Source organism: Pseudomonas sp. LBUM920 (assembly GCF_003852315.1).
In the GTDB taxonomy this organism is placed as follows: Bacteria; Pseudomonadota; Gammaproteobacteria; order Pseudomonadales; family Pseudomonadaceae; genus Aquipseudomonas.
Map to the genome: position 1 here is coordinate 5,824,179 of NZ_CP027762.1, position 18,612 is coordinate 5,842,790.

Consider the following 18,612-nt stretch of genomic DNA (forward strand, 5'->3'; position numbering starts at 1 on the left):
GGGATCAGTTGTTGAGGGCCGCGGGTCTCACGTGCGGCCACGTACTCATGTACGGTTCGCCGTTGAGGGGAGTTCTTCGCCAAGGCTGCCATTGGGCATGGGCGTCAGCACGGTTGGGCCAGCCATTTGTGCTTGGGCAGGCGAAGCAAGAAGCGTGTTCGACACAGTGTTCATCCATGGTTGTGTGATCGACAGGCCTGAGTACGAACCGGGCTCTGGCGCGCACGTCAGTCATCTAACGCGGTATGACAGCCGATCGGTGCTAGTGGCATTTGAGCGTCCCGCGCCCATTTCCAAGAGGCACCGCAGTTTCTGTAGGCAAAGAAAAAGCCCCGAGAGCATGGCTCGCGGGGCTTTGAGCGAAGACGTTACCGATTAGAACGGGATATCGTCATCAAAGCTGTCGAAATCCGGAGCAGGCTGTGGAGCGGCCTGTTGTGGAGGTGGTGCCTGACGCGATTGCTGCGGTGCCGACTGCTGCGGACGCGGAGCCTGCTGGCGTGGGGCCGGAGCGGACTGCTGGTAGTTGTTGCCCCCGCCTTGTTGGTCGCCCTGCTGTGGACGGCCGCCGAGCAGTTGCATGGTGCCTTGCATGTCGACCACGATTTCTGTGGTGTAACGCTTGATGCCGTCTTTTTCCCACTCGCGGGTTTGCAGTTTGCCTTCGATGTAAACCTGCGAACCTTTACGCAAGTACTCGCCGGCGATCTCTGCAACCTTGCCGAACATCGACACGCGGTGCCATTCGGTTTTCTCGACCTTCTGGCCGGTCTGCTTGTCAGTCCACTGTTCGCTGGTCGCCAGACTCAGGTTGGTCACGGCGTTACCGTTAGGCAAGTAGCGAACTTCGGGATCCTGGCCGCATGTACCGACCAATATGACTTTGTTAACCCCACGGGCCATAACGTTCTCCTAAGCTGGGCGCGCTGTCGGCACTGGGTTGACCAGTTGCTCGAGCGTCGCGCGATCCAATAATTCGGTGTCCAATTTGATGTAGATGGCGGCTTCTTCAGCAATAACCACAGCATCCGTAACCCCAGCGACGGCCTTAAGGCGCTCAACCAGACCGGCTTCGCGGATCGCTTCTGGCGATAACGGCAAACGCAGGCTCGTCACATAGGGAGGTTCGCGCATGGTAACAGCAAAGGCTAGCCAGAGGGCAGCCAGACCTGCGCATCCCAGGAACACAACCGACAAACCGCCATGCTGGAACATCCAGCCGCCCATGATGCCGCCAAGCGCAGAGCCGAGGAACTGGCTGGTGGAATAAACCCCCATCGCCGTGCCCTTGCCACCGGCCGGTGAAACTTTACTGATCAGCGAAGGCAGCGAAGCCTCCAGCAGGTTGAACGCGGTGAAGAACACCACCGTACCGATTACCAGCGCCCGCAGGCTGTCGCCGAACTCCCAGAAGAATAGCTCAGTGAGCATCAATGTCGCGACGGCGCCCAGGAGAACTCGTTTCATTTTGCGTTTCTTCTCGCCGTAGATGATGAACGGGATCATGGCGAAGAACGAAATCAGCAAGGCGGTCAGGTAGACCCACCAGTGCTGCTCCTTGGGCAGGCCGGCTTTTTCGACCAGGGCCAGGGGCAGCGCGACGAAGCTGCACATCAGCATCGCGTGCAACACGAAGATACCTAAATCCAGACGGAGCAGGTCCGGGTGCTTGAGCGTCGGCAACAATGCCTTGCGTGCGACGCCGGACTCACGGTGCTGCAAGGTGCCGGTGGAGCGCGGCACCATGAAGGCCACGATCACGATCCCGAACAACGCCATGCCGCCCGTGGCCAGGAACAGCCCGTGCAAACCAAAGGCGCGCGTCAGCAATGGACCCACCACCATGGCCACCGCGAACGACAGGCCGATGGTCATGCCGATCATGGCCATGGCCTTGGTGCGATGTTGTTCGCGGGTCAAGTCCGAGAGCAGCGCCATGACGGCTGCGGAAATTGCGCCGGCGCCCTGCAGCACGCGCCCGGCGATCACGCCCCAGATCGAATCCGACTGCGCGGCAAGCACGCTGCCGAGCGCGAACACAATGAGACCCAGGTAAATCACCGGGCGACGGCCGATGCGGTCGGAAATAATCCCGAACGGAATCTGGAAAAGCGCCTGGGTCAGGCCATAGGCGCCAATCGCCAGGCCGATCAGGGCGGGGGTCGCGCCTGCGAGATCCATTCCATAGGTCGCCAGCACCGGCAACACCATAAACATGCCAAGCATACGGAAGGCGAACACCAGGGCCAGACCGCTTGCTGCTCGGGTCTCGCCGCTACTCATGCGTTCGCTGTGGGGATCGTGCATGGAAAAACCTCGTGTGAACCGGCGGCGATTCTACCAGTCCCATCGATTGAGAGGGTATATGCGGCGCTTTGCCGCGCAGCTTTCATGTAAGGCTGCAACCGGCACTTTGACAGTGTATATTCATCCAGTCTTTAGCCGTATACTCCTGCATTATTTACGCCCGCCGTGCGAGGCCATCTTGGACAAGATCCTGATTCGTGGGGCTAGAACCCACAACCTGAAGAACATCGACCTGACCCTGCCCCGGGACAAACTGATCGTCATCACCGGCCTGTCCGGCTCCGGCAAATCGTCCCTGGCGTTCGACACGCTGTATGCCGAAGGTCAGCGTCGCTACGTGGAATCGCTGTCGGCCTACGCCCGGCAATTCCTGTCGATGATGGAAAAGCCTGACGTCGACACTATTGAAGGCCTGTCGCCGGCAATTTCCATCGAGCAGAAGTCGACCTCCCATAACCCGCGCTCTACCGTGGGCACCATCACCGAAATCTACGACTACCTGCGTCTGCTGTATGCGCGTGTGGGTATTCCGCGCTGCCCGGACCACGATATTCCCCTGGAAGCCCAGACCGTCAGCCAGATGGTCGACCTGGTGCTGACCCAGCCGGAAGGCGCCAAGCTGATGTTGCTGGCGCCGGTGATTCGCGAGCGCAAAGGCGAACACCTTTCGGTCTTCGAAGAGCTGCGTGCGCAAGGTTTTGTGCGCGCGCGCATCAACGGCAAGCTCTATGAGCTGGATGAAGCGCCGAAGCTCGACAAGCAGAAGAAGCATTCCATTGATGTGGTGGTCGACCGCTTCAAAGTGCGCGCCGACTTGCAGCAGCGCCTGGCCGAATCGTTCGAGACCGCGCTGAAGCTGGCGGATGGTATTGCGCTGGTCGCGCCGATGGATGACGAACCGGGTGAAGAGGTTATCTTCTCCGCGCGCTTTGCCTGCCCGATCTGCGGCCATGCCATCAGCGAGCTGGAGCCCAAGCTGTTTTCCTTCAACAACCCGGCCGGCGCGTGCCCGACCTGCGATGGCCTGGGCGTTAAACAGTTCTTCGACATCAAGCGCCTGGTCAACGGTGAGCTGACTTTGGCGGAGGGCGCGATTCGCGGCTGGGACAGGCGCAACGTCTACTACTTCCAGATGCTGGGGTCATTGGCCTCGCACTATAAATTCAGCCTGGAAGTGCCGTTCAACCAGCTGCCGGCCGAGCAGCAGAAGGTCATCCTGCACGGCAGCGGCTCGCAGAATGTCGACTTCAAGTACCTGAACGACCGTGGCGATATCGTCAAACGCTCGCACCCATTCGAGGGCATCGTACCGAACCTGGAGCGTCGTTACCGCGAGACTGAGTCGGCGAGCGTGCGTGAAGAGCTGGCCAAATTCCTCAGCACTCAGCCTTGCCCGGATTGCCGCGGCACGCGTCTGCGTCGCGAGGCGCGGCATGTGTGGGTGGGCGAGAAGACACTGCCGGCCGTGACCAACCTGCCGATTGGCGATGCCTGTGAATATTTTGGTGTACTCAAGCTGACCGGCCGCCGTGGGGAAATTGCGGACAAGATCCTCAAGGAAATCCGTGAGCGCCTGCAGTTCCTGGTTAACGTTGGCCTGGACTACCTGTCGCTGGATCGCAGTGCAGATACGTTGTCTGGCGGTGAAGCTCAGCGGATTCGCTTGGCCAGCCAGATTGGTGCTGGCCTGGTGGGCGTGTTGTACATCCTCGATGAACCGTCGATTGGCTTGCACCAACGGGACAATGACCGCCTGCTGGGAACCCTGAAGCACCTGCGGGATATCGGCAACACCGTGATCGTGGTCGAGCACGATGAAGATGCGATTCGCCTGGCGGACTACGTGGTCGACATCGGCCCGGGTGCGGGTGTGCACGGTGGCCATATTGTTGCCGAGGGCACGCCTGCCGAGGTGATGGCCCACCCGGACTCTTTGACCGGCAAGTACCTGTCTGGCCGCGTGAAGATTGAAGTACCGGCCAAACGTACGCCACGCAACAAGAAAATGGCGCTGCACCTGAAGGGCGCACGCGGTAACAACTTGCGCAACGTCGACCTGGAAATTCCGCTGGGTCTTTTGACCTGCGTGACCGGTGTATCCGGCTCGGGCAAGTCGACACTGATCAACAACACGCTGTTCCCGCTGAGTGCCACCGCCTTGAACGGCGCGACCACGCTGGAAGCAGCCGCGCACGACAGCATCAAGGGCCTGGAGCATCTGGACAAAGTCGTCGACATCGACCAAAGCCCGATCGGCCGTACACCACGCTCCAACCCGGCGACCTATACCGGCTTGTTCACCCCAATCCGCGAGCTGTTTGCTGGCGTACCGGAATCCCGCTCGCGGGGTTATGGGCCGGGCCGGTTCTCGTTCAACGTCAAGGGCGGGCGCTGCGAGGCATGCCAGGGCGATGGCCTGATCAAGGTAGAGATGCACTTTCTGCCGGACATCTACGTGCCGTGTGACGTGTGCAAGAGCAAGCGTTATAACCGCGAAACCCTGGAGATCAAGTACAAGGGCAAAAGCATCCACGAAACCCTGGAGATGACCATCGAGGAAGCTCGGGTGTTCTTCGACGCGGTTCCAGCGTTGGCGCGCAAGCTGCAAACGTTGATGGATGTGGGCCTGTCGTACATCAAGCTGGGTCAATCGGCGACTACCTTGTCCGGCGGCGAGGCGCAGCGGGTGAAGCTGTCTCGTGAGCTGTCCAAGCGCGATACCGGCAAGACTCTGTATATCCTCGATGAGCCGACCACGGGTCTGCACTTCGCCGATATCCAGCAATTGCTGGACGTACTGCACCGCTTGCGTGACCACGGCAACACAGTGGTGGTTATTGAGCACAACCTGGATGTGATCAAGACTGCCGACTGGCTGGTGGACCTGGGGCCGGAAGGCGGCTCCAAGGGCGGCCAGATCATTGCCGTGGGCACACCGGAGCAGGTTTCCGAGATGCCGCAGTCACATACCGGTTATTACTTGAAGCCGTTGCTGGCACGCGATAAAGCCTGATTTTTCGGGCGCATTAAAAATGCCCCTGTCACTTTGCGGTGACAGGGGCTTTTTGTAGCCGGGAATCAGAACTGCGATTGCAGGTAATTCTCCAGGCCAACCAGCTTGATCAGGCCCAACTGCTTTTCCAGCCAGTAGGTGTGATCTTCTTCGGTGTCGTTGAGCTGCACACGGAGAATTTCGCGGGTCACGTAGTCGTTGTGCTGCTCGCAGAGCTCAATGCCCTTGCAGAGTGCGGCTCGCACCTTGTACTCGAGGCGAAGATCGGCTGCGAGCATGTCAGGCACCGTGGTACCCACATCCAGGTCGTCGGGGCGCATACGTGGCGTGCCTTCTAGCATCAGGATGCGGCGCATCAGCGCGTCAGCGTGCTGTGCTTCTTCTTCCATCTCGTGGTTGATACGTTCGTAGAGCTCGGTAAAACCCCAGTCTTCGTACATGCGCGAATGGATGAAATATTGGTCACGAGCTGCCAGTTCGCCCGTCAGCAACGTGTTGAGGTAATCGATTACGTCGGGGTGACCTTGCATCGCCCTACATCTCCCTGCTTGAAAGTCTGTAGTTTGAACCATGATGACCCGAAGGTCACGGGACCAACGGCAGAAAAGCGAAGATTTCCAGAGAAAAGTAGCTGAAATAACGCAAAAACCGCCCAAATGAGGGCGGTTCTGCTTATCGTTTAGACTTAACTAAGCGTTACACCCAATGCCTTTGCGATTGCGTCTCCATAAGCCGGGTCAGCTTTGAAGAAGTGCTGCAGCTGGCGCTGCACCACATCGCTGGTGACGCCGGCCATTGCACCGGCAATGTTGCTGACCAGCAGGGCTTTCTGACTATCGTCCATCAAACGAAACAGTGCGCCGGCATGGCTGTAGTAGTCAGTGTCCTCACGGTGATCGTAGCGATCAGCGGCGCCGCTCAAGGCCAAGGCGGGTTCTGCATACTGTGGCGCTTGCTTGGGCGCATCAGCGTAGCTGTTTGGCTCATAGTTAGGCGCTGCGCCACCATTGCTGCCGAAGGCCATCGAACCATCACGCTGGTAGCTGTTTACCGGGTTGCGTGGGGCGTTCACCGGCAATTGCTGGTGATTGGTACCCACGCGGTAGCGGTGAGCATCGGCGTACGCGAATACACGGCCTTGCAGCATGCGGTCTGGCGACAGGCCGACACCCGGCACCATGTTGCTTGGGCCAAACGCGGCCTGCTCAACTTCAGCAAAGTAGTTCTGCGGGTTACGGTTGAGCTCCAACTCGCCGACTTCGATAAGGGGAAACTCTTTCTGCGACCAGGTTTTAGTCACATCGAAGGGGTTCTCGTAGTGAGCGTTAGCTTGGGCTTCAGTCATGATCTGAATGCAGACACGCCATTTCGGGAAGTCACCGCGCTCAATCGCACCGAATAAATCACGCTGTGCGTAATCAGGGTCTGTACCGGCCAGGCGCGCGGCTTCAGCTGGCGCCAGGTTCTTGATCCCTTGCTTGGTCTTGTAGTGCCACTTGACCCAGTGACGCTCACCACGAGCATTGATCAGGCTGTAAGTGTGACTGCCGAAGCCGTGCATGTGACGGTAGCCGTCAGGAATGCCGCGATCCGAGAAGAGGATGGTAACTTGGTGCAACGCTTCTGGAGAGTGCGACCAGAAATCCCACATCATTTGCGCACTTTTCAAATTGCTTTGCGGCAAGCGTTTTTGGGTGTGGATAAAGTCTGGGAATTTCAGCGGGTCACGGATGAAGAATACGGGCGTGTTGTTGCCCACGATGTCCCAGTTACCTTCTTCGGTGTAGAACTTCAGGGCGAAACCACGGGGATCGCGCTCAGTGTCGGCCGAACCGCGCTCGCCGCCGACAGTGGAGAACCGCAGGAAGGTCGGTGTTTGTTTTCCGACGGACTCGAACAGCTTTGCACTGGTGTACTCAGTGATGTCTTGAGTAACGGTGAAGGTACCGTAAGCACCCGAGCCTTTGGCGTGCACGCGGCGCTCAGGAATGTTTTCACGGTTGAAGTGTGCAAGCTTCTCGATCAGGTGGAAATCGTCGAGCAGCAAAGGACCGCGCGGGCCGGCGGTACGGGAATTCTGGTTATCGGCAACGGGCGCACCGCTGGCGGTCGTAAGGACTTTACTCATGCTCAATCTTCCTCAGGTCAGACTCGGAACTGCCGGCTAATCGGCTTGGAGGAAGTATTGACTATCAAGATGACACCATCAAATGCATTAAATCATGGTCTTTGATAGAGAATAACTAATGAGCCAGCCGCGCAAACGGCGATGGCTTAATAGCAGCGCGGGCAGCGACGTAGGAAATACGGCTGTTTTTTAGACGCACACAAAAAACCGGGCACTAGGCCCGGTTCTTCGTTGCAGACTGTCGTCTTACTCGGCGGATACAGCTTCGCCGGCAGTAGCACGATCAACCAACTCGACGTACGCCATAGGCGCGTTGTCGCCAGCGCGGAAACCGCACTTGAGGATGCGCAGGTAGCCACCCTCACGGGTAGCGTAACGCTTGCCCAGGTCGTTGAAGAGCTTACCAACGATAGCTTTCGAACGAGTACGGTCGAAAGCCAGACGGCGGTTAGCCAGGCTGTCTGTCTTGGCCAAAGTGATCAGCGGCTCAGCAACGCGACGCAGTTCTTTAGCTTTCGGCAGTGTAGTTTTGATCAGCTCGTGCTCGAACAGCGACACCGCCATGTTTTGGAACATGGCCTTGCGGTGCGAGCTGGTACGGCTCAGGTGACGACCACTTTTACGATGACGCATGGTTCATTCCTTACCAAACTCACGTTCGGTGATTACGACGATCAGGCAGTCGCCTTGTCGTCCTTCTTAAGACTTGCAGGCGGCCAGTTGTCGAGGCGCATGCCGAGGGACAGACCGCGGGAGGCCAGAACGTCCTTGATTTCAGTCAAGGATTTCTTGCCCAGGTTCGGAGTCTTCAACAGTTCTACTTCGGTACGCTGAATCAGGTCACCGATGTAGTAAATGTTTTCCGCCTTAAGGCAGTTAGCCGAACGTACAGTCAGTTCCAGATCGTCAACCGGGCGAAGCAGGATCGGATCGATCTCGTCTTCCTGCTCGATTACCACTGGTTCGCTGTCACCTTTGAGGTCGACGAACGCAGCCAACTGCTGTTGCAGAATGGTTGCAGCACGGCGGATAGCCTCTTCAGGATCCAGAGTACCGTTGGTTTCCAGATCAATAACCAGCTTGTCCAGGTTAGTACGCTGTTCGACACGGGCGTTTTCCACCACGTATGCGATACGGCGAACCGGGCTGAACGAAGAGTCAAGCTGCAAGCGACCAATGCTGCGGCTTTCGTCTTCATCGCTCTGACGCGAGTCGGCCGGTTCATAACCACGACCACGAGCTACGGTGAGCTTCATGTTCAGGGCGCCGTTAGACGCCAGGTTAGCGATTACGTGATCGGGGTTAACGATCTCGACATCATGATCCAGCTGAATATCGGCAGCGGTAACCACCCCCGAACCCTTCTTCGACAAGGTCAGCGTAACTTCGTCACGGCCGTGCAGCTTGATAGCCAGACCTTTAAGGTTCAACAGGATTTCAATTACGTCTTCCTGTACACCTTCGATGGCGCTGTACTCGTGGAGCACACCGTCAATCTCGGCCTCGACTACTGCACAGCCGGGCATTGAGGACAACAGGATGCGGCGCAGCGCGTTGCCCAGGGTGTGGCCAAAACCACGCTCGAGAGGCTCGAGAGTGATCTTGGCGCGGGTTGGACTGACAACCTGCACATCAATGTGGCGGGGTGTCAGGAACTCATTTACCGAAATCTGCATGGATGCACCTATTTTCTAGCCCTTACTTGGAGTAGAGCTCGACAATCAGGCTTTCGTTGATGTCGGCGGACAGATCACTGCGAGCAGGAACGTTCTTGAAAACGCCCGACTTCTTCTCAGTGTCTACTTCTACCCATTCTACGCGGCCACGTTGGGCACACAGATCGAGAGCTTGGACAATGCGAAGTTGGTTTTTTGCTTTCTCGCGAATCGCGACCACGTCACCAGCACGAACCTGGTAAGACGGGACGTTAACGGTTTGGCCGTTTACGCTGACGGATTTGTGCGATACCAGCTGACGGGATTCGGCACGAGTCGAACCAAAGCCCATACGGTATACAACGTTGTCCAGACGGCATTCGAGCAGTTGCAGCAGGTTTTCACCGGTTGCACCTTTCTTACCAGCAGCTTCTTTGTAGTAGCCGCTGAACTGACGCTCGAGAACGCCATAAATACGACGGACCTTCTGCTTTTCACGCAGTTGGGTGCCGTAATCGGACTGGCGACCGCGGCGTTGGCCGTGGATACCAGGTGCTGCTTCAATGTTGCACTTCGATTCGATCGCGCGCACGCCGCTCTTCAGGAAGAGATCGGTGCCTTCGCGACGAGCGAGTTTGCATTTTGGACCAATGTAACGAGCCATTCTTTACAATCTCCTGGATTACACGCGGCGCTTCTTCGGCGGACGGCACCCGTTGTGCGGGATTGGCGTCACGTCGGTGATGCTGGCGATCTTATAGCCACAGCCGTTCAAAGCACGGACAGCAGACTCACGACCTGGACCTGGACCTTTGACGTTGACGTCGAGGTTTTTCAGGCCGTATTCCAGCGCAGCTTGACCAGCACGTTCAGCAGCTACTTGAGCAGCAAACGGGGTGGACTTGCGGGAACCGCGGAAACCCGAACCACCAGAGGTAGCCCAAGACAGCGCGTTACCTTGACGGTCGGTGATGGTCACGATGGTGTTGTTAAAAGATGCATGGATGTGGGCGATGCCATCAACCACTGTCTTTTTAACTTTTTTACGAGGACGAGCAGCAGGTTTTGCCATGATAATTTTCCTGTCGATTCGCTGGGGCGATTACTTGCGGATCGGCTTACGCGGACCTTTACGGGTACGCGCGTTAGTCTTGGTACGCTGACCGCGTACTGGAAGACCACGACGATGACGCAGACCGCGATAGCAACCGAGGTCCATCAAACGCTTGATTTTCATGTTGATTTCGCGACGCAGGTCACCTTCAGTGGTGAACTTCGCCACTTCGCCACGCAGCAATTCAATCTGCTCGTCGCTCAGATCCTTGATCTTAGCGGCTGGGTTTACCCCAGCAACTGCGCAAATTTTCTGCGCAGTAGTGCGACCAACACCATAGATGTAGGTCAGCGAGATAACAGTGTGCTTGTTATCTGGAATGTTAACGCCTGCAATACGGGCCATTCAGTGGGACTCCAATTGACAGCTACCTACGCCCCGGAAGCCAAGAAATAGGGCGCGAGATAATATCGCTGTAATAACAAATAATCAACCCGGCAGCGCACTAGCTGCCGGGCTTCAAGCGGATCACACTCAGCCTTGGCGCTGTTTGTGACGCGGTTCCGCGCTGCAAATTACTCGAACAACACCTTCGCGGCGAATAATCTTGCAGTTACGGCACAGCTTTTTCACCGATGCACGAACTTTCATCACCAACTCCTCGAACCTTATGGGTACTCAGCGCAACATGCCGCTGCCGTAACCCTTCAGGTTGGCTTTCTTCATCAGGGATTCGTACTGGTGCGAAACGAGGTGCGATTGTACTTGGGACATGAAGTCCATCACAACCACGACCACGATCAGCAACGAGGTCCCGCCAAGGTAGAACGGAACGTTTGCTGCAACCACCAGAAACTGGGGCAACAAGCACACGGCCGTCATATATAGAGCACCGAACAGGGTCAAACGAGTCAGAACGCCATCAATGTAGCGCGCAGACTGCTCACCTGGACGAATACCCGGAATAAAGGCACCGGACTTCTTCAGGTTTTCCGCTACGTCTTTCGGATTGAACATCAACGCCGTATAGAAGAAGCAGAAGAAAATAATCCCTGCACTAAACAGCAGAATATTCAACGGCTGACCAGGAGCGATCGACTGAGAGAGGTCCTGCAGCCAGCCCATGTTTTCAGACTGACCAAACCAGGTACCCAACGAAGCCGGAAACAGCAAAATGCTGCTCGCGAAAATTGCCGGAATAACACCGGCCATATTCACTTTCAGCGGCAAGTGGCTGGTCTGCGCAGCGAAGACCTTACGGCCCTGCTGACGCTTGGCGTAGTGAACAGCAATACGACGCTGACCACGCTCAATGAACACCACAAAACCGATAATCGCTACTGCCAGCAAACCGATAGCAACCAGAGCGAAGATATTGATATCACCCTGACGTGCAGACTCGAAAGACTGCCCAATTGCTCTCGGAAGACCGGCGACGATACCTGCGAAAATCAACATCGAGATACCGTTACCAACACCACGCTCAGTAATCTGCTCACCCAGCCACATCATGAACATCGCACCAGCCACAAAAGTGGATACCGCGACGAAATAGAAGCCAAAGTCACCAGTGAACGCAACGCCCTGCCCTGCCAGGCCAACGGACATGCCGATAGCTTGAACCAGGGCAAGGACGACAGTGCCGTAGCGGGTGTACTGGCTAATCTTGCGACGGCCAGCTTCACCTTCCTTCTTCAACTGCTCCAACTGCGGGCTGACGGCGGTCATCAGTTGCATGATGATCGATGCCGAAATGTACGGCATGATCCCCAGTGCAAAGATGCTCATCCGTTCCAGCGCGCCGCCGGAAAACATGTTGAACAAGCTAAGAATGGTCCCCTCATTCTGTCGAAACAGGTCTGCGAGTCGGTCCGGGTTGATACCTGGAACCGGGATGTGTGCGCCTATTCGGTAGACGATAATCGCCAGGAACAGAAAACGCAGACGAGCCCAGAGTTCAGACATACCGCCTTTGCCGAGCGCTGAGAGAGCACCTTGCTTAGCCATTTATTCCTCGAACTTGCCGCCAGCTGCTTCGATAGCCGAACGCGCACCTTTGGTGGCGCCGATTCCCTTGCCGATAGTGACAGCGCGAGTCACTTCACCGGACAGCATGATTTTCACACGCTGTACGTTGACGTTGATCACGTTGGCATCTTTCAGGGTCTGCACAGTAACGATGTCGCCTTCCACTTTAGCCAGCTCGGACAGACGCACTTCTGCGCGGTCCATGGCCTTCAGGGAAACGAAACCGAACTTAGGCAGGCGACGATGCAGCGGCTGTTGGCCGCCTTCAAAGCCTGGAGCGATGGTGCCACCGGAGCGGGAGGTTTGACCTTTGTGGCCACGGCCACCAGTCTTACCCAAACCGCTACCGATACCACGGCCCGGACGATGCTTTTCGCGACGGGAACCCGGCGCTGGACTCAGATCATTGAGTTTCATCGATTAACCCTCTACACGCAGCATGTAGTAAGCCTTGTTGATCATCCCGCGATTCTCGGGAGTATCCTGGACTTCTACAGTGTGACCGATGCGACGCAGACCCAAACCCTTAACGCACAGTTTGTGGTTAGGAATGCGGCCGGTCATGCTTTTGATCAGCGTTACTTTAACGGTAGCCATGATCAGAAGATCTCCTTGACAGTCAGACCACGCTTGGCAGCGATGGACTCAGGAGATTGCATAGCTTTCAAACCTTTGAAAGTGGCGTGAACCACGTTTACCGGGTTAGTCGAGCCGTAGCACTTGGCCAGAACGTTCTGAACGCCAGCAACTTCGAGGACAGCACGCATAGCGCCGCCAGCGATGATACCGGTACCTTCAGAAGCAGGCTGCATGTACACCTTCGAAGCGCCGTGAGCGGACTTCATTGCGTACTGCAGAGTGGTGCCGTTCAGATCAACTTGGATCATGTTGCGACGAGCAGCTTCCATTGCCTTCTGGATCGCAGCAGGCACTTCACGTGACTTGCCACGGCCGAAGCCAACGCGCCCTTTACCATCACCAACCACGGTCAACGCGGTGAACGTGAAGATACGGCCGCCTTTAACGGTTTTGGCTACGCGGTTAACTTGAACCAGCTTCTCAATGTAGCCTTCGTCGCGCTTTTGGTCGTTATTTGACATAACTTAGAACTCCAGCCCAGCTTCACGAGCAGCATCAGCCAGCGCTTTCACGCGACCGTGGTACTTGAAGCCAGAGCGGTCGAAAGCCACTTGCGAGACGCCAGCGGCCTTAGCACGCGTAGCGACCAGCTGGCCAACCTTTGTGGCCGCGTCGATGTTGCCAGTGGCACCATCACGCAGTTCTTTATCCAAAGTCGAGGCGCTTGCCAGGACTTTGTTGCCGTCGGCCGAGATGACCTGGGCGTAGATGTGCTGCGACGAGCGGAACACGCAGAGACGCACGACTTCGAGTTCGTGCATTTTCAGGCGTGCTTTGCGAGCGCGACGCAGTCGAGTAACTTTTTTGTCGGTCATTTGCTATGCCCTACTTCTTCTTGGCTTCTTTACGACGGACGACTTCGTCCGCGTAGCGCACACCTTTGCCTTTGTACGGCTCTGGTGGACGGAAGTCGCGGATCTCAGCGGCCACCTGACCTACCAGCTGCTTATCAATACCCTTGATCAGGATATCGGTCTGGCTAGGGGTCTCAGCGGTGATGCCTTCCGGCAGTTCGTAATCCACTGGGTGCGAGAAGCCAAGGGCCAGGTTCAAAACCGTGCCTTTTGCTTGCGCTTTGTAACCAACACCGACCAGCTGGAGCTTGCGCTCGAAGCCTTGGCTTACGCCTTGGACCATGTTGTTTACCAACGCACGCGTGGTACCGGCCATTGCGCGAGTTTGTTGATCGCCATTGCGAGCAGCGAAACGCAGCTCACCAGCTTCTTCAACGATCTCAACGGACGAATGGATGTTCAGTTCAAGAGTGCCCTTGGCACCCTTCACCGAAAGCTGTTGGCCTGCGAATTTTACTTCGACACCGGCTGGCAGCTTAACGGGGTTCTTAGCGACGCGAGACATGCTTATCCCCCCTTAGAACACAGTGCAAAGAACTTCGCCGCCGACACCGGCAGCGCGCGCAGCACGATCCGTCATCACACCTTTGTTGGTGGAGACGATAGACACGCCCAGACCGCCACGAACTTTCGGCAGATCTTCAGCGGACTTGTACTGACGCAGGCCTGGACGGCTAACGCGCTTCACTTCCTCGATGACCGAACGGCCTTCGAAGTACTTCAGCTCGATGGACAGCAGTGGTTTTGTTTCGCTGCTGATCTGATAACCCGCAATGTAGCCTTCGTCTTTCAGGACTTTGGCAACAGCTACCTTCAACTTGGAAGATGGCATGCTTACGACGGACTTTTCAGCCATCTGGGCATTACGGATACGAGTTAGCATGTCCGCTAACGGGTCCTGCATACTCATGGGCTAGACGCTCCTAATACAAAAAAATTAGCCTTGCGGCTACATATGTCGCCGAGAATCTCCGAGCATAGAAAACACGGGCTCAGGCGAGCCGGGTATTCTAGACACACTCCGGAAATGAAACAAGCCCCAAAAGGGGCTTGTTCCAGATTCAAGGTCACCGGTGGTCAGTATCTTGCGATGCAGGCCACCTGGACTTCGAAAGTACTTACCAGCTGGCTTTAACCAGACCTGGTACGTCACCACGCATTGCCGCTTCACGCAGTTTGTTACGGCCAAGGCCGAACTTGCGGTAAACGCCGTGTGGACGACCGGTCAGGCGGCAGCGGTTACGCATGCGCGAAGCGCTTGCGTCACGTGGCTGCTTCTGCAGAGCAACTGTAGCTTCCCAACGTGCTTCTGGACTTGCGTTCAGATCAACGATGATTGCTTTCAGTGCTGCACGCTTCTTGGCGTACTTGGCAACCGTGAGCTGACGCTTCAGCTCGCGGTTTTTCATGCTCATCTTGGCCATGGTCCTACTCCAATCAGTTGCGGAACGGGAATTTGAAAGCACGCAACAGGGCGCGACCTTCATCATCGTTCTTGGCAGTGGTGGTCAGGGTGATGTCCAGACCGCGGAGAGCATCGATCTTGTCGTAGTCGATTTCCGGGAAGATGATCTGCTCTTTCACGCCCATGCTGTAGTTACCACGACCATCGAAGGACTTGGCATTCAGGCCGCGGAAGTCGCGGACCCGAGGCAGGGAGATCGACAGCAGACGATCCAGGAATTCGTACATACGCTCACGGCGCAGAGTCACTTTGACGCCGATCGGCCAACCTTCACGGACTTTAAAGCCAGCGATGGATTTCCGAGCGTAAGTCACAACGACTTTTTGACCGGTGATCTTTTCCAGGTCAGCAACAGCGTGCTCGATGACTTTTTTGTCGCCGATCGCTTCGCCCAGACCCATGTTCAGGGTGATTTTGGTAACGCGCGGAACTTCCATCACGTTCCCGAGCTTAAGTTCTTCCTTAAGCTTGGGGGCGATTTCCTTCCGGTAAATCTCTTGTAGTCGTGCCATGGTCTTATCTACCTAGCAGTGTTCAAGCATCAACCGCTTTTTGGGTCGACTTGAAGACACGAATTTTCTTACCGTCTTCTACTTTGAAACCAACACGATCAGCCTTGTTGGTTTCGCCGTTGAAGATGGCGACGTTAGAAGCGTGCAGTGGCGCTTCTTTCTCGACGATACCGCCTTGTACGCCCGACATCGGGTTAGGCTTGGTATGACGCTTGACCAGGTTCAGACCACCAACGACCAGACGGTCATCAGCAAGAACCTTCAGCACCTTACCGCGCTTACCTTTGTCTTTGCCGGCGATCACGATGATCTCGTCGTCACGACGAATCTTTTGCATGTCGGATCTCCTTACAGCACTTCTGGGGCGAGCGAGACGATCTTCATGAACTTCTCAGTACGAAGTTCACGGGTCACTGGCCCAAAGATACGGGTGCCGATCGGCTCTTGCTTGTTGTTCAGAAGAACAGCAGCGTTGCCATCAAAGCGGATAATGGAGCCATCTGCACGGCGTACGCCGTGACGAGTGCGGACTACAACAGCAGTCATCACTTGGCCTTTTTTCACTTTACCGCGAGGAATTGCTTCCTTGACGGTAACCTTGATGATGTCACCGATACCAGCGTAACGACGATGGGAGCCACCCAGCACCTTGATGCACATAACACGGCGAGCGCCGCTGTTATCGGCCACATCGAGCATGGATTGAGTCTGAATCATATAATTTCTCCGACCCCTAGTCCTTAGACTTCCACAGCGCGTTCGAGAACATCAACCAGTGCCCAAGACTTGGTCTTGGCCAGCGGACGAGTTTCACGAATAGTGACTTTGTCGCCGATGTGGCACTGATTGGTTTCGTCGTGCGCGTGCAGCTTAGTCGAACGCTTAACATATTTACCGTAGATCGGGTGCTTAACGCGACGCTCGATCAAAACGGTGATGGTTTTGTCCATCTTGTCGCTGACAACACGGCCAGTCAGCGTACGGACAGTCTTTTCGGCTTCAGCCATGATCACTTACCTGCCTGCTGGTTGAGCACAGTCTTCACGCGAGCGATGTCACGCTTAACTTGCGAGAGCAGATGAGACTGCCCCAACTGGCCAGTTGCTTTCTGCATACGCAGATTGAACTGGTCGCGCAGCAAGCCGAGCAGTTGCTCGTTCAGCTGCTGTGCGGATTTTTCACGAAGTTCATTCGCTTTCATCACATCACCGTCCGTTTAACAAAGGCGGTGGCGAGCGGCAGCTTTGCAGCAGCCAGGGCAAAAGCCTCACGCGCCAGCTCTTCAGTTACACCCTCGATTTCATACAGGACTTTGCCTGGCTGAATCTGGGCTACCCAGTATTCCACGTTACCCTTACCTTTACCCATCCGAACCTCGAGAGGTTTTTTGGAGATCGGCTTGTCCGGGAATACACGGATCCAGATCTTGCCGCCACGTTTTACGTGACGGGTCAGAGCACGACGCGCTGACTCGATCTGACGAGCGGTGAGACGACCACGAGCTACAGACTTCAGCGCGAACTCGCCGAAGCTGACTTTGCTACCGCGCTGTGCCAGACCACGGTTGTGGCCTGTCATCTGCTTGCGGAACTTCGTACGCTTAGGTTGCAACATTTGGCGTACCCCTTACTTAGCAGCTTTTTTACGAGGCGCTGGTGCTTGTGGTTTCAGTTCTTCTTGGCGACCACCAATTACTTCGCCTTTGAAGATCCAAACCTTTACACCGATCACACCGTAAGTGGTGTGAGCTTCGTAGTTGGCATAGTCGATGTCGGCACGCAGGGTGTGCAGTGGCACACGACCTTCGCGATACCATTCAGTACGTGCGATTTCAGCACCGCCGAGACGACCGCTCACTTGGATTTTGATGCCTTTGGCACCAATGCGCATGGCGTTCTGCACGGCGCGCTTCATAGCGCGACGGAACATTACGCGACGCTCCAGCTGCTGAGCTACGCTCTGCGCAACCAGCATACCGTCGAGCTCCGGCTTGCGGATCTCTTCGATATTGATGTGCACAGGCACACCCATTTGCTTGGTCAGGTCCTGACGCAGTTTCTCAACATCTTCACCTTTCTTCCCGATAACGATACCTGGACGAGCGGTGTGGATGGTGATACGTGCAGTTTGTGCCGGACGATGGATATCGATACGGCTTACGGACGCGCTTTTTAGTTTGTCTTGGAGATACTCACGCACCTTCAGATCAGCGAACAAATAGTCCGCATAAGTCCGACCGTCTGCGTACCAGACGGAGGTGTGCTCCTTGACGATTCCCAGGCGAATGCCAATGGGATGTACTTTCTGACCCATCTCTTCGACTCCGTTACTTGTCAGCAACCTTGACAGTGATATGGCAAGACCGCTTGACGATGCGATCAGCACGGCCTTTGGCACGTGGCATGATGCGCTTCAGCGAACGCCCTTCGTTGACGAAAACGGTGCTGACCTTCAGGTCATCAACGTCTGCGCCTTCGTTATGCTCGGCGTTGGCTACGGCCGACTCCAGCACTTTCTTCATGATCTCGGCGGCTTTCTTACTGCTGAAAGCCAACAGGTTGAGCGCTTCGCCCACCTTCTTCCCGCGGATCTGGTCGGCGACCAAGCGGGCTTTCTGGGCGGAGATTCGAGCGCCCGACAACTTAGCGGCTACTTCCATTTCCTTACCCCTTAACGCTTGGCTTTCTTGTCTGCCACGTGCCCACGATAAGTGCGGGTACCGGCAAACTCGCCTAGTTTGTGGCCGACCATGTCTTCGTTAACGAGAACTGGGACGTGTTGGCGACCGTTGTGTACTGCGATGGTCAGACCGACCATTTGTGGCAGGATCATCGAACGACGCGACCAGGTTTTAACTGGTTTGCGATCGTTCTTTTCCGCCGCCACTTCGATCTTCTTCAGTAGGTGAAGATCAATAAAAGGACCTTTTTTCAGAGAACGTGGCACTGTCGTATCCC

At 56.1% G+C, this 18,612-nt stretch carries 28 protein-coding genes; 1 reads left to right on the forward strand and 27 read right to left on the reverse strand.

Annotated features, from left to right (window positions below; all coding sequences use genetic code 11):
• Window positions 1-375: 375 nt before the first annotated feature.
• Window positions 376-903 (reverse strand): single-stranded DNA-binding protein, encoded by a 528-nt coding sequence (locus C4J83_RS27030; RefSeq protein ID WP_010467282.1) that lies wholly within the window; start codon window positions 901-903, stop codon window positions 376-378.
• Between the two features lie 9 nt (window positions 904-912).
• Window positions 913-2,307, reverse strand: a complete 1,395-nt coding sequence (locus tag C4J83_RS27035; protein WP_106580217.1) for an MFS transporter — start codon at window positions 2,305-2,307, stop codon at window positions 913-915.
• 178 nt (window positions 2,308-2,485) lie between these two features.
• Between C4J83_RS27035 and uvrA the strand changes: the two genes are divergently transcribed.
• On the forward strand, window positions 2,486-5,320 hold the full coding sequence (gene uvrA, locus C4J83_RS27040) for an excinuclease ABC subunit UvrA (protein ID WP_124418572.1): 2,835 nt from the start codon (window positions 2,486-2,488) through the stop codon (window positions 5,318-5,320).
• Window positions 5,321-5,385: 65 nt separating this feature from the next.
• Here the strand turns inward: uvrA and bfr are convergent, their stop codons facing one another.
• The 25 genes from bfr to rpsS all read right to left on the reverse strand — a co-directional run bounded on the left by bfr (window position 5,386) and on the right by rpsS (window position 18,601).
• Window positions 5,386-5,850 carry a bacterioferritin gene (gene bfr / locus C4J83_RS27045; RefSeq protein WP_015886133.1) on the reverse strand — a complete coding sequence of 155 codons (465 nt, stop codon included), beginning with the start codon at window positions 5,848-5,850 and terminating at the stop codon, window positions 5,386-5,388.
• Window positions 5,851-6,005: 155 nt separating this feature from the next.
• Window positions 6,006-7,454 (reverse strand): catalase, encoded by a 1,449-nt coding sequence (locus tag C4J83_RS27050; RefSeq protein WP_124418573.1) that lies wholly within the window; start codon window positions 7,452-7,454, stop codon window positions 6,006-6,008.
• Between the two features lie 240 nt (window positions 7,455-7,694).
• Entirely contained in the window at window positions 7,695-8,081 is a 387-nt protein-coding gene (gene rplQ, locus C4J83_RS27055; RefSeq protein ID WP_003176402.1) for a 50S ribosomal protein L17, read from the reverse strand.
• 41 nt (window positions 8,082-8,122) lie between these two features.
• Window positions 8,123-9,124 (reverse strand): DNA-directed RNA polymerase subunit alpha, encoded by a 1,002-nt coding sequence (locus C4J83_RS27060; RefSeq protein WP_003176403.1) that lies wholly within the window; start codon window positions 9,122-9,124, stop codon window positions 8,123-8,125.
• A gap of 22 nt (window positions 9,125-9,146) precedes the next feature.
• A complete protein-coding gene (rpsD, locus tag C4J83_RS27065; protein WP_003210056.1) occupies window positions 9,147-9,767 on the reverse strand; it encodes a 30S ribosomal protein S4 in 621 nt (206 codons plus the stop codon).
• 18 nt (window positions 9,768-9,785) lie between these two features.
• Entirely contained in the window at window positions 9,786-10,175 is a 390-nt protein-coding gene (gene rpsK / locus C4J83_RS27070) for a 30S ribosomal protein S11 (RefSeq protein WP_002555466.1), read from the reverse strand.
• Window positions 10,176-10,205: 30 nt separating this feature from the next.
• Complete coding sequence (gene rpsM / locus C4J83_RS27075) at window positions 10,206-10,562, reverse strand: 30S ribosomal protein S13 (RefSeq protein WP_024077676.1); 357 nt, start codon at window positions 10,560-10,562, stop codon at window positions 10,206-10,208.
• Window positions 10,563-10,691: 129 nt separating this feature from the next.
• On the reverse strand, window positions 10,692-10,808 hold the full coding sequence (rpmJ, locus tag C4J83_RS27080; protein WP_002555468.1) for a 50S ribosomal protein L36: 117 nt from the start codon (window positions 10,806-10,808) through the stop codon (window positions 10,692-10,694).
• A gap of 27 nt (window positions 10,809-10,835) precedes the next feature.
• Entirely contained in the window at window positions 10,836-12,164 is a 1,329-nt protein-coding gene (gene secY, locus C4J83_RS27085; protein WP_016969470.1) for a preprotein translocase subunit SecY, read from the reverse strand.
• Complete coding sequence (gene rplO, locus C4J83_RS27090; RefSeq protein WP_003176407.1) at window positions 12,165-12,602, reverse strand: 50S ribosomal protein L15; 438 nt, start codon at window positions 12,600-12,602, stop codon at window positions 12,165-12,167.
• Window positions 12,603-12,605: 3 nt separating this feature from the next.
• The gene (rpmD, locus tag C4J83_RS27095; RefSeq protein ID WP_003176408.1) at window positions 12,606-12,782 is read right to left on the reverse strand and encodes a 50S ribosomal protein L30; all 177 of its coding nucleotides are present in this window, start codon (window positions 12,780-12,782) and stop codon (window positions 12,606-12,608) included.
• A 2-nt stretch (window positions 12,783-12,784) separates the two neighbouring features.
• Window positions 12,785-13,285: a 30S ribosomal protein S5 gene (gene rpsE / locus C4J83_RS27100; protein ID WP_003176409.1), complete on the reverse strand. Its 501-nt coding sequence runs from the start codon at window positions 13,283-13,285 to the stop codon at window positions 12,785-12,787.
• Between the two features lie 3 nt (window positions 13,286-13,288).
• A complete protein-coding gene (rplR, locus tag C4J83_RS27105; protein WP_003186037.1) occupies window positions 13,289-13,639 on the reverse strand; it encodes a 50S ribosomal protein L18 in 351 nt (116 codons plus the stop codon).
• Between the two features lie 10 nt (window positions 13,640-13,649).
• The gene (rplF, locus tag C4J83_RS27110; protein WP_003176412.1) at window positions 13,650-14,183 is read right to left on the reverse strand and encodes a 50S ribosomal protein L6; all 534 of its coding nucleotides are present in this window, start codon (window positions 14,181-14,183) and stop codon (window positions 13,650-13,652) included.
• A gap of 12 nt (window positions 14,184-14,195) precedes the next feature.
• On the reverse strand, window positions 14,196-14,588 hold the full coding sequence (rpsH, locus tag C4J83_RS27115) for a 30S ribosomal protein S8 (RefSeq protein WP_010566853.1): 393 nt from the start codon (window positions 14,586-14,588) through the stop codon (window positions 14,196-14,198).
• Between the two features lie 208 nt (window positions 14,589-14,796).
• Window positions 14,797-15,102 (reverse strand): 30S ribosomal protein S14, encoded by a 306-nt coding sequence (rpsN, locus tag C4J83_RS27120; RefSeq protein WP_003176414.1) that lies wholly within the window; start codon window positions 15,100-15,102, stop codon window positions 14,797-14,799.
• A gap of 13 nt (window positions 15,103-15,115) precedes the next feature.
• Window positions 15,116-15,655, reverse strand: a complete 540-nt coding sequence (gene rplE, locus C4J83_RS27125; RefSeq protein WP_003194642.1) for a 50S ribosomal protein L5 — start codon at window positions 15,653-15,655, stop codon at window positions 15,116-15,118.
• Window positions 15,656-15,677: 22 nt separating this feature from the next.
• Window positions 15,678-15,992, reverse strand: a complete 315-nt coding sequence (gene rplX / locus C4J83_RS27130; RefSeq protein ID WP_007896770.1) for a 50S ribosomal protein L24 — start codon at window positions 15,990-15,992, stop codon at window positions 15,678-15,680.
• An 11-nt stretch (window positions 15,993-16,003) separates the two neighbouring features.
• Window positions 16,004-16,372: a 50S ribosomal protein L14 gene (gene rplN / locus C4J83_RS27135; RefSeq protein ID WP_002555479.1), complete on the reverse strand. Its 369-nt coding sequence runs from the start codon at window positions 16,370-16,372 to the stop codon at window positions 16,004-16,006.
• A 23-nt stretch (window positions 16,373-16,395) separates the two neighbouring features.
• Window positions 16,396-16,662 (reverse strand): 30S ribosomal protein S17, encoded by a 267-nt coding sequence (gene rpsQ / locus C4J83_RS27140; RefSeq protein ID WP_003176419.1) that lies wholly within the window; start codon window positions 16,660-16,662, stop codon window positions 16,396-16,398.
• Between the two features lie 2 nt (window positions 16,663-16,664).
• Entirely contained in the window at window positions 16,665-16,856 is a 192-nt protein-coding gene (rpmC, locus tag C4J83_RS27145) for a 50S ribosomal protein L29 (RefSeq protein WP_002555481.1), read from the reverse strand.
• Window positions 16,856-17,269, reverse strand: a complete 414-nt coding sequence (rplP, locus tag C4J83_RS27150) for a 50S ribosomal protein L16 (protein ID WP_003232424.1) — start codon at window positions 17,267-17,269, stop codon at window positions 16,856-16,858. Before rplP ends, rpmC begins: the two co-directional genes overlap by 1 nt.
• Window positions 17,270-17,281: 12 nt before the next feature.
• The gene (gene rpsC, locus C4J83_RS27155; RefSeq protein ID WP_003176422.1) at window positions 17,282-17,968 is read right to left on the reverse strand and encodes a 30S ribosomal protein S3; all 687 of its coding nucleotides are present in this window, start codon (window positions 17,966-17,968) and stop codon (window positions 17,282-17,284) included.
• A gap of 13 nt (window positions 17,969-17,981) precedes the next feature.
• Window positions 17,982-18,314, reverse strand: coding sequence for a 50S ribosomal protein L22 (gene rplV / locus C4J83_RS27160; protein ID WP_003103908.1), 333 nt, complete (start codon window positions 18,312-18,314; stop codon window positions 17,982-17,984).
• Between the two features lie 11 nt (window positions 18,315-18,325).
• Window positions 18,326-18,601, reverse strand: coding sequence for a 30S ribosomal protein S19 (gene rpsS, locus C4J83_RS27165; protein ID WP_002555486.1), 276 nt, complete (start codon window positions 18,599-18,601; stop codon window positions 18,326-18,328).
• Window positions 18,602-18,612 lie beyond the last annotated feature (11 nt).

Bases quoted from the DNA above. Each gene is read 5' to 3' on its own strand.
- rpmC (WP_002555481.1), bottom strand. From the start codon at position 16,856: ATGAAAGCGAATGAACTTCGTGAAAAATCCGCACAGCAGCTGAACGAG.
- rplF (WP_003176412.1), bottom strand. From the start codon at position 14,183: ATGTCTCGCGTCGCTAAGAACCCCGTTAAGCTGCCAGCCGGTGTCGAA.
- rpsK (WP_002555466.1), bottom strand. From the start codon at position 10,175: ATGGCAAAACCTGCTGCTCGTCCTCGTAAAAAAGTTAAAAAGACAGTG.
- rpmD (WP_003176408.1), bottom strand. From the start codon at position 12,782: ATGGCTACCGTTAAAGTAACGCTGATCAAAAGCATGACCGGCCGCATT.
- rpsQ (WP_003176419.1), bottom strand. From the start codon at position 16,662: ATGGCTGAAGCCGAAAAGACTGTCCGTACGCTGACTGGCCGTGTTGTC.
- C4J83_RS27030 (WP_010467282.1), bottom strand. From the start codon at position 903: ATGGCCCGTGGGGTTAACAAAGTCATATTGGTCGGTACATGCGGCCAG.
- rpsH (WP_010566853.1), bottom strand. From the start codon at position 14,588: ATGAGTATGCAGGACCCGTTAGCGGACATGCTAACTCGTATCCGTAAT.
- rplQ (WP_003176402.1), bottom strand. From the start codon at position 8,081: ATGCGTCATCGTAAAAGTGGTCGTCACCTGAGCCGTACCAGCTCGCAC.
- secY (WP_016969470.1), bottom strand. From the start codon at position 12,164: ATGGCTAAGCAAGGTGCTCTCTCAGCGCTCGGCAAAGGCGGTATGTCT.
- rpsD (WP_003210056.1), bottom strand. From the start codon at position 9,767: ATGGCTCGTTACATTGGTCCAAAATGCAAACTCGCTCGTCGCGAAGGC.
- rplE (WP_003194642.1), bottom strand. From the start codon at position 15,655: ATGGCACGACTACAAGAGATTTACCGGAAGGAAATCGCCCCCAAGCTT.
- C4J83_RS27035 (WP_106580217.1), bottom strand. From the start codon at position 2,307: ATGCACGATCCCCACAGCGAACGCATGAGTAGCGGCGAGACCCGAGCA.
- rpsN (WP_003176414.1), bottom strand. From the start codon at position 15,102: ATGGCCAAGATGAGCATGAAAAACCGCGAGCTGAAGCGTCAGCTCACG.
- rplV (WP_003103908.1), bottom strand. From the start codon at position 18,314: ATGGAAGTAGCCGCTAAGTTGTCGGGCGCTCGAATCTCCGCCCAGAAA.
- bfr (WP_015886133.1), bottom strand. From the start codon at position 5,850: ATGCAAGGTCACCCCGACGTAATCGATTACCTCAACACGTTGCTGACG.
- rpsE (WP_003176409.1), bottom strand. From the start codon at position 13,285: ATGTCAAATAACGACCAAAAGCGCGACGAAGGCTACATTGAGAAGCTG.
- rplO (WP_003176407.1), bottom strand. From the start codon at position 12,602: ATGAAACTCAATGATCTGAGTCCAGCGCCGGGTTCCCGTCGCGAAAAG.
- rplX (WP_007896770.1), bottom strand. From the start codon at position 15,992: ATGCAAAAGATTCGTCGTGACGACGAGATCATCGTGATCGCCGGCAAA.
- rplN (WP_002555479.1), bottom strand. From the start codon at position 16,372: ATGATTCAGACTCAATCCATGCTCGATGTGGCCGATAACAGCGGCGCT.
- C4J83_RS27060 (WP_003176403.1), bottom strand. From the start codon at position 9,124: ATGCAGATTTCGGTAAATGAGTTCCTGACACCCCGCCACATTGATGTG.
- rpsC (WP_003176422.1), bottom strand. From the start codon at position 17,968: ATGGGTCAGAAAGTACATCCCATTGGCATTCGCCTGGGAATCGTCAAG.
- rpsM (WP_024077676.1), bottom strand. From the start codon at position 10,562: ATGGCCCGTATTGCAGGCGTTAACATTCCAGATAACAAGCACACTGTT.
- rpmJ (WP_002555468.1), bottom strand. From the start codon at position 10,808: ATGAAAGTTCGTGCATCGGTGAAAAAGCTGTGCCGTAACTGCAAGATT.
- rplP (WP_003232424.1), bottom strand. From the start codon at position 17,269: ATGTTGCAACCTAAGCGTACGAAGTTCCGCAAGCAGATGACAGGCCAC.
- rplR (WP_003186037.1), bottom strand. From the start codon at position 13,639: ATGACCGACAAAAAAGTTACTCGACTGCGTCGCGCTCGCAAAGCACGC.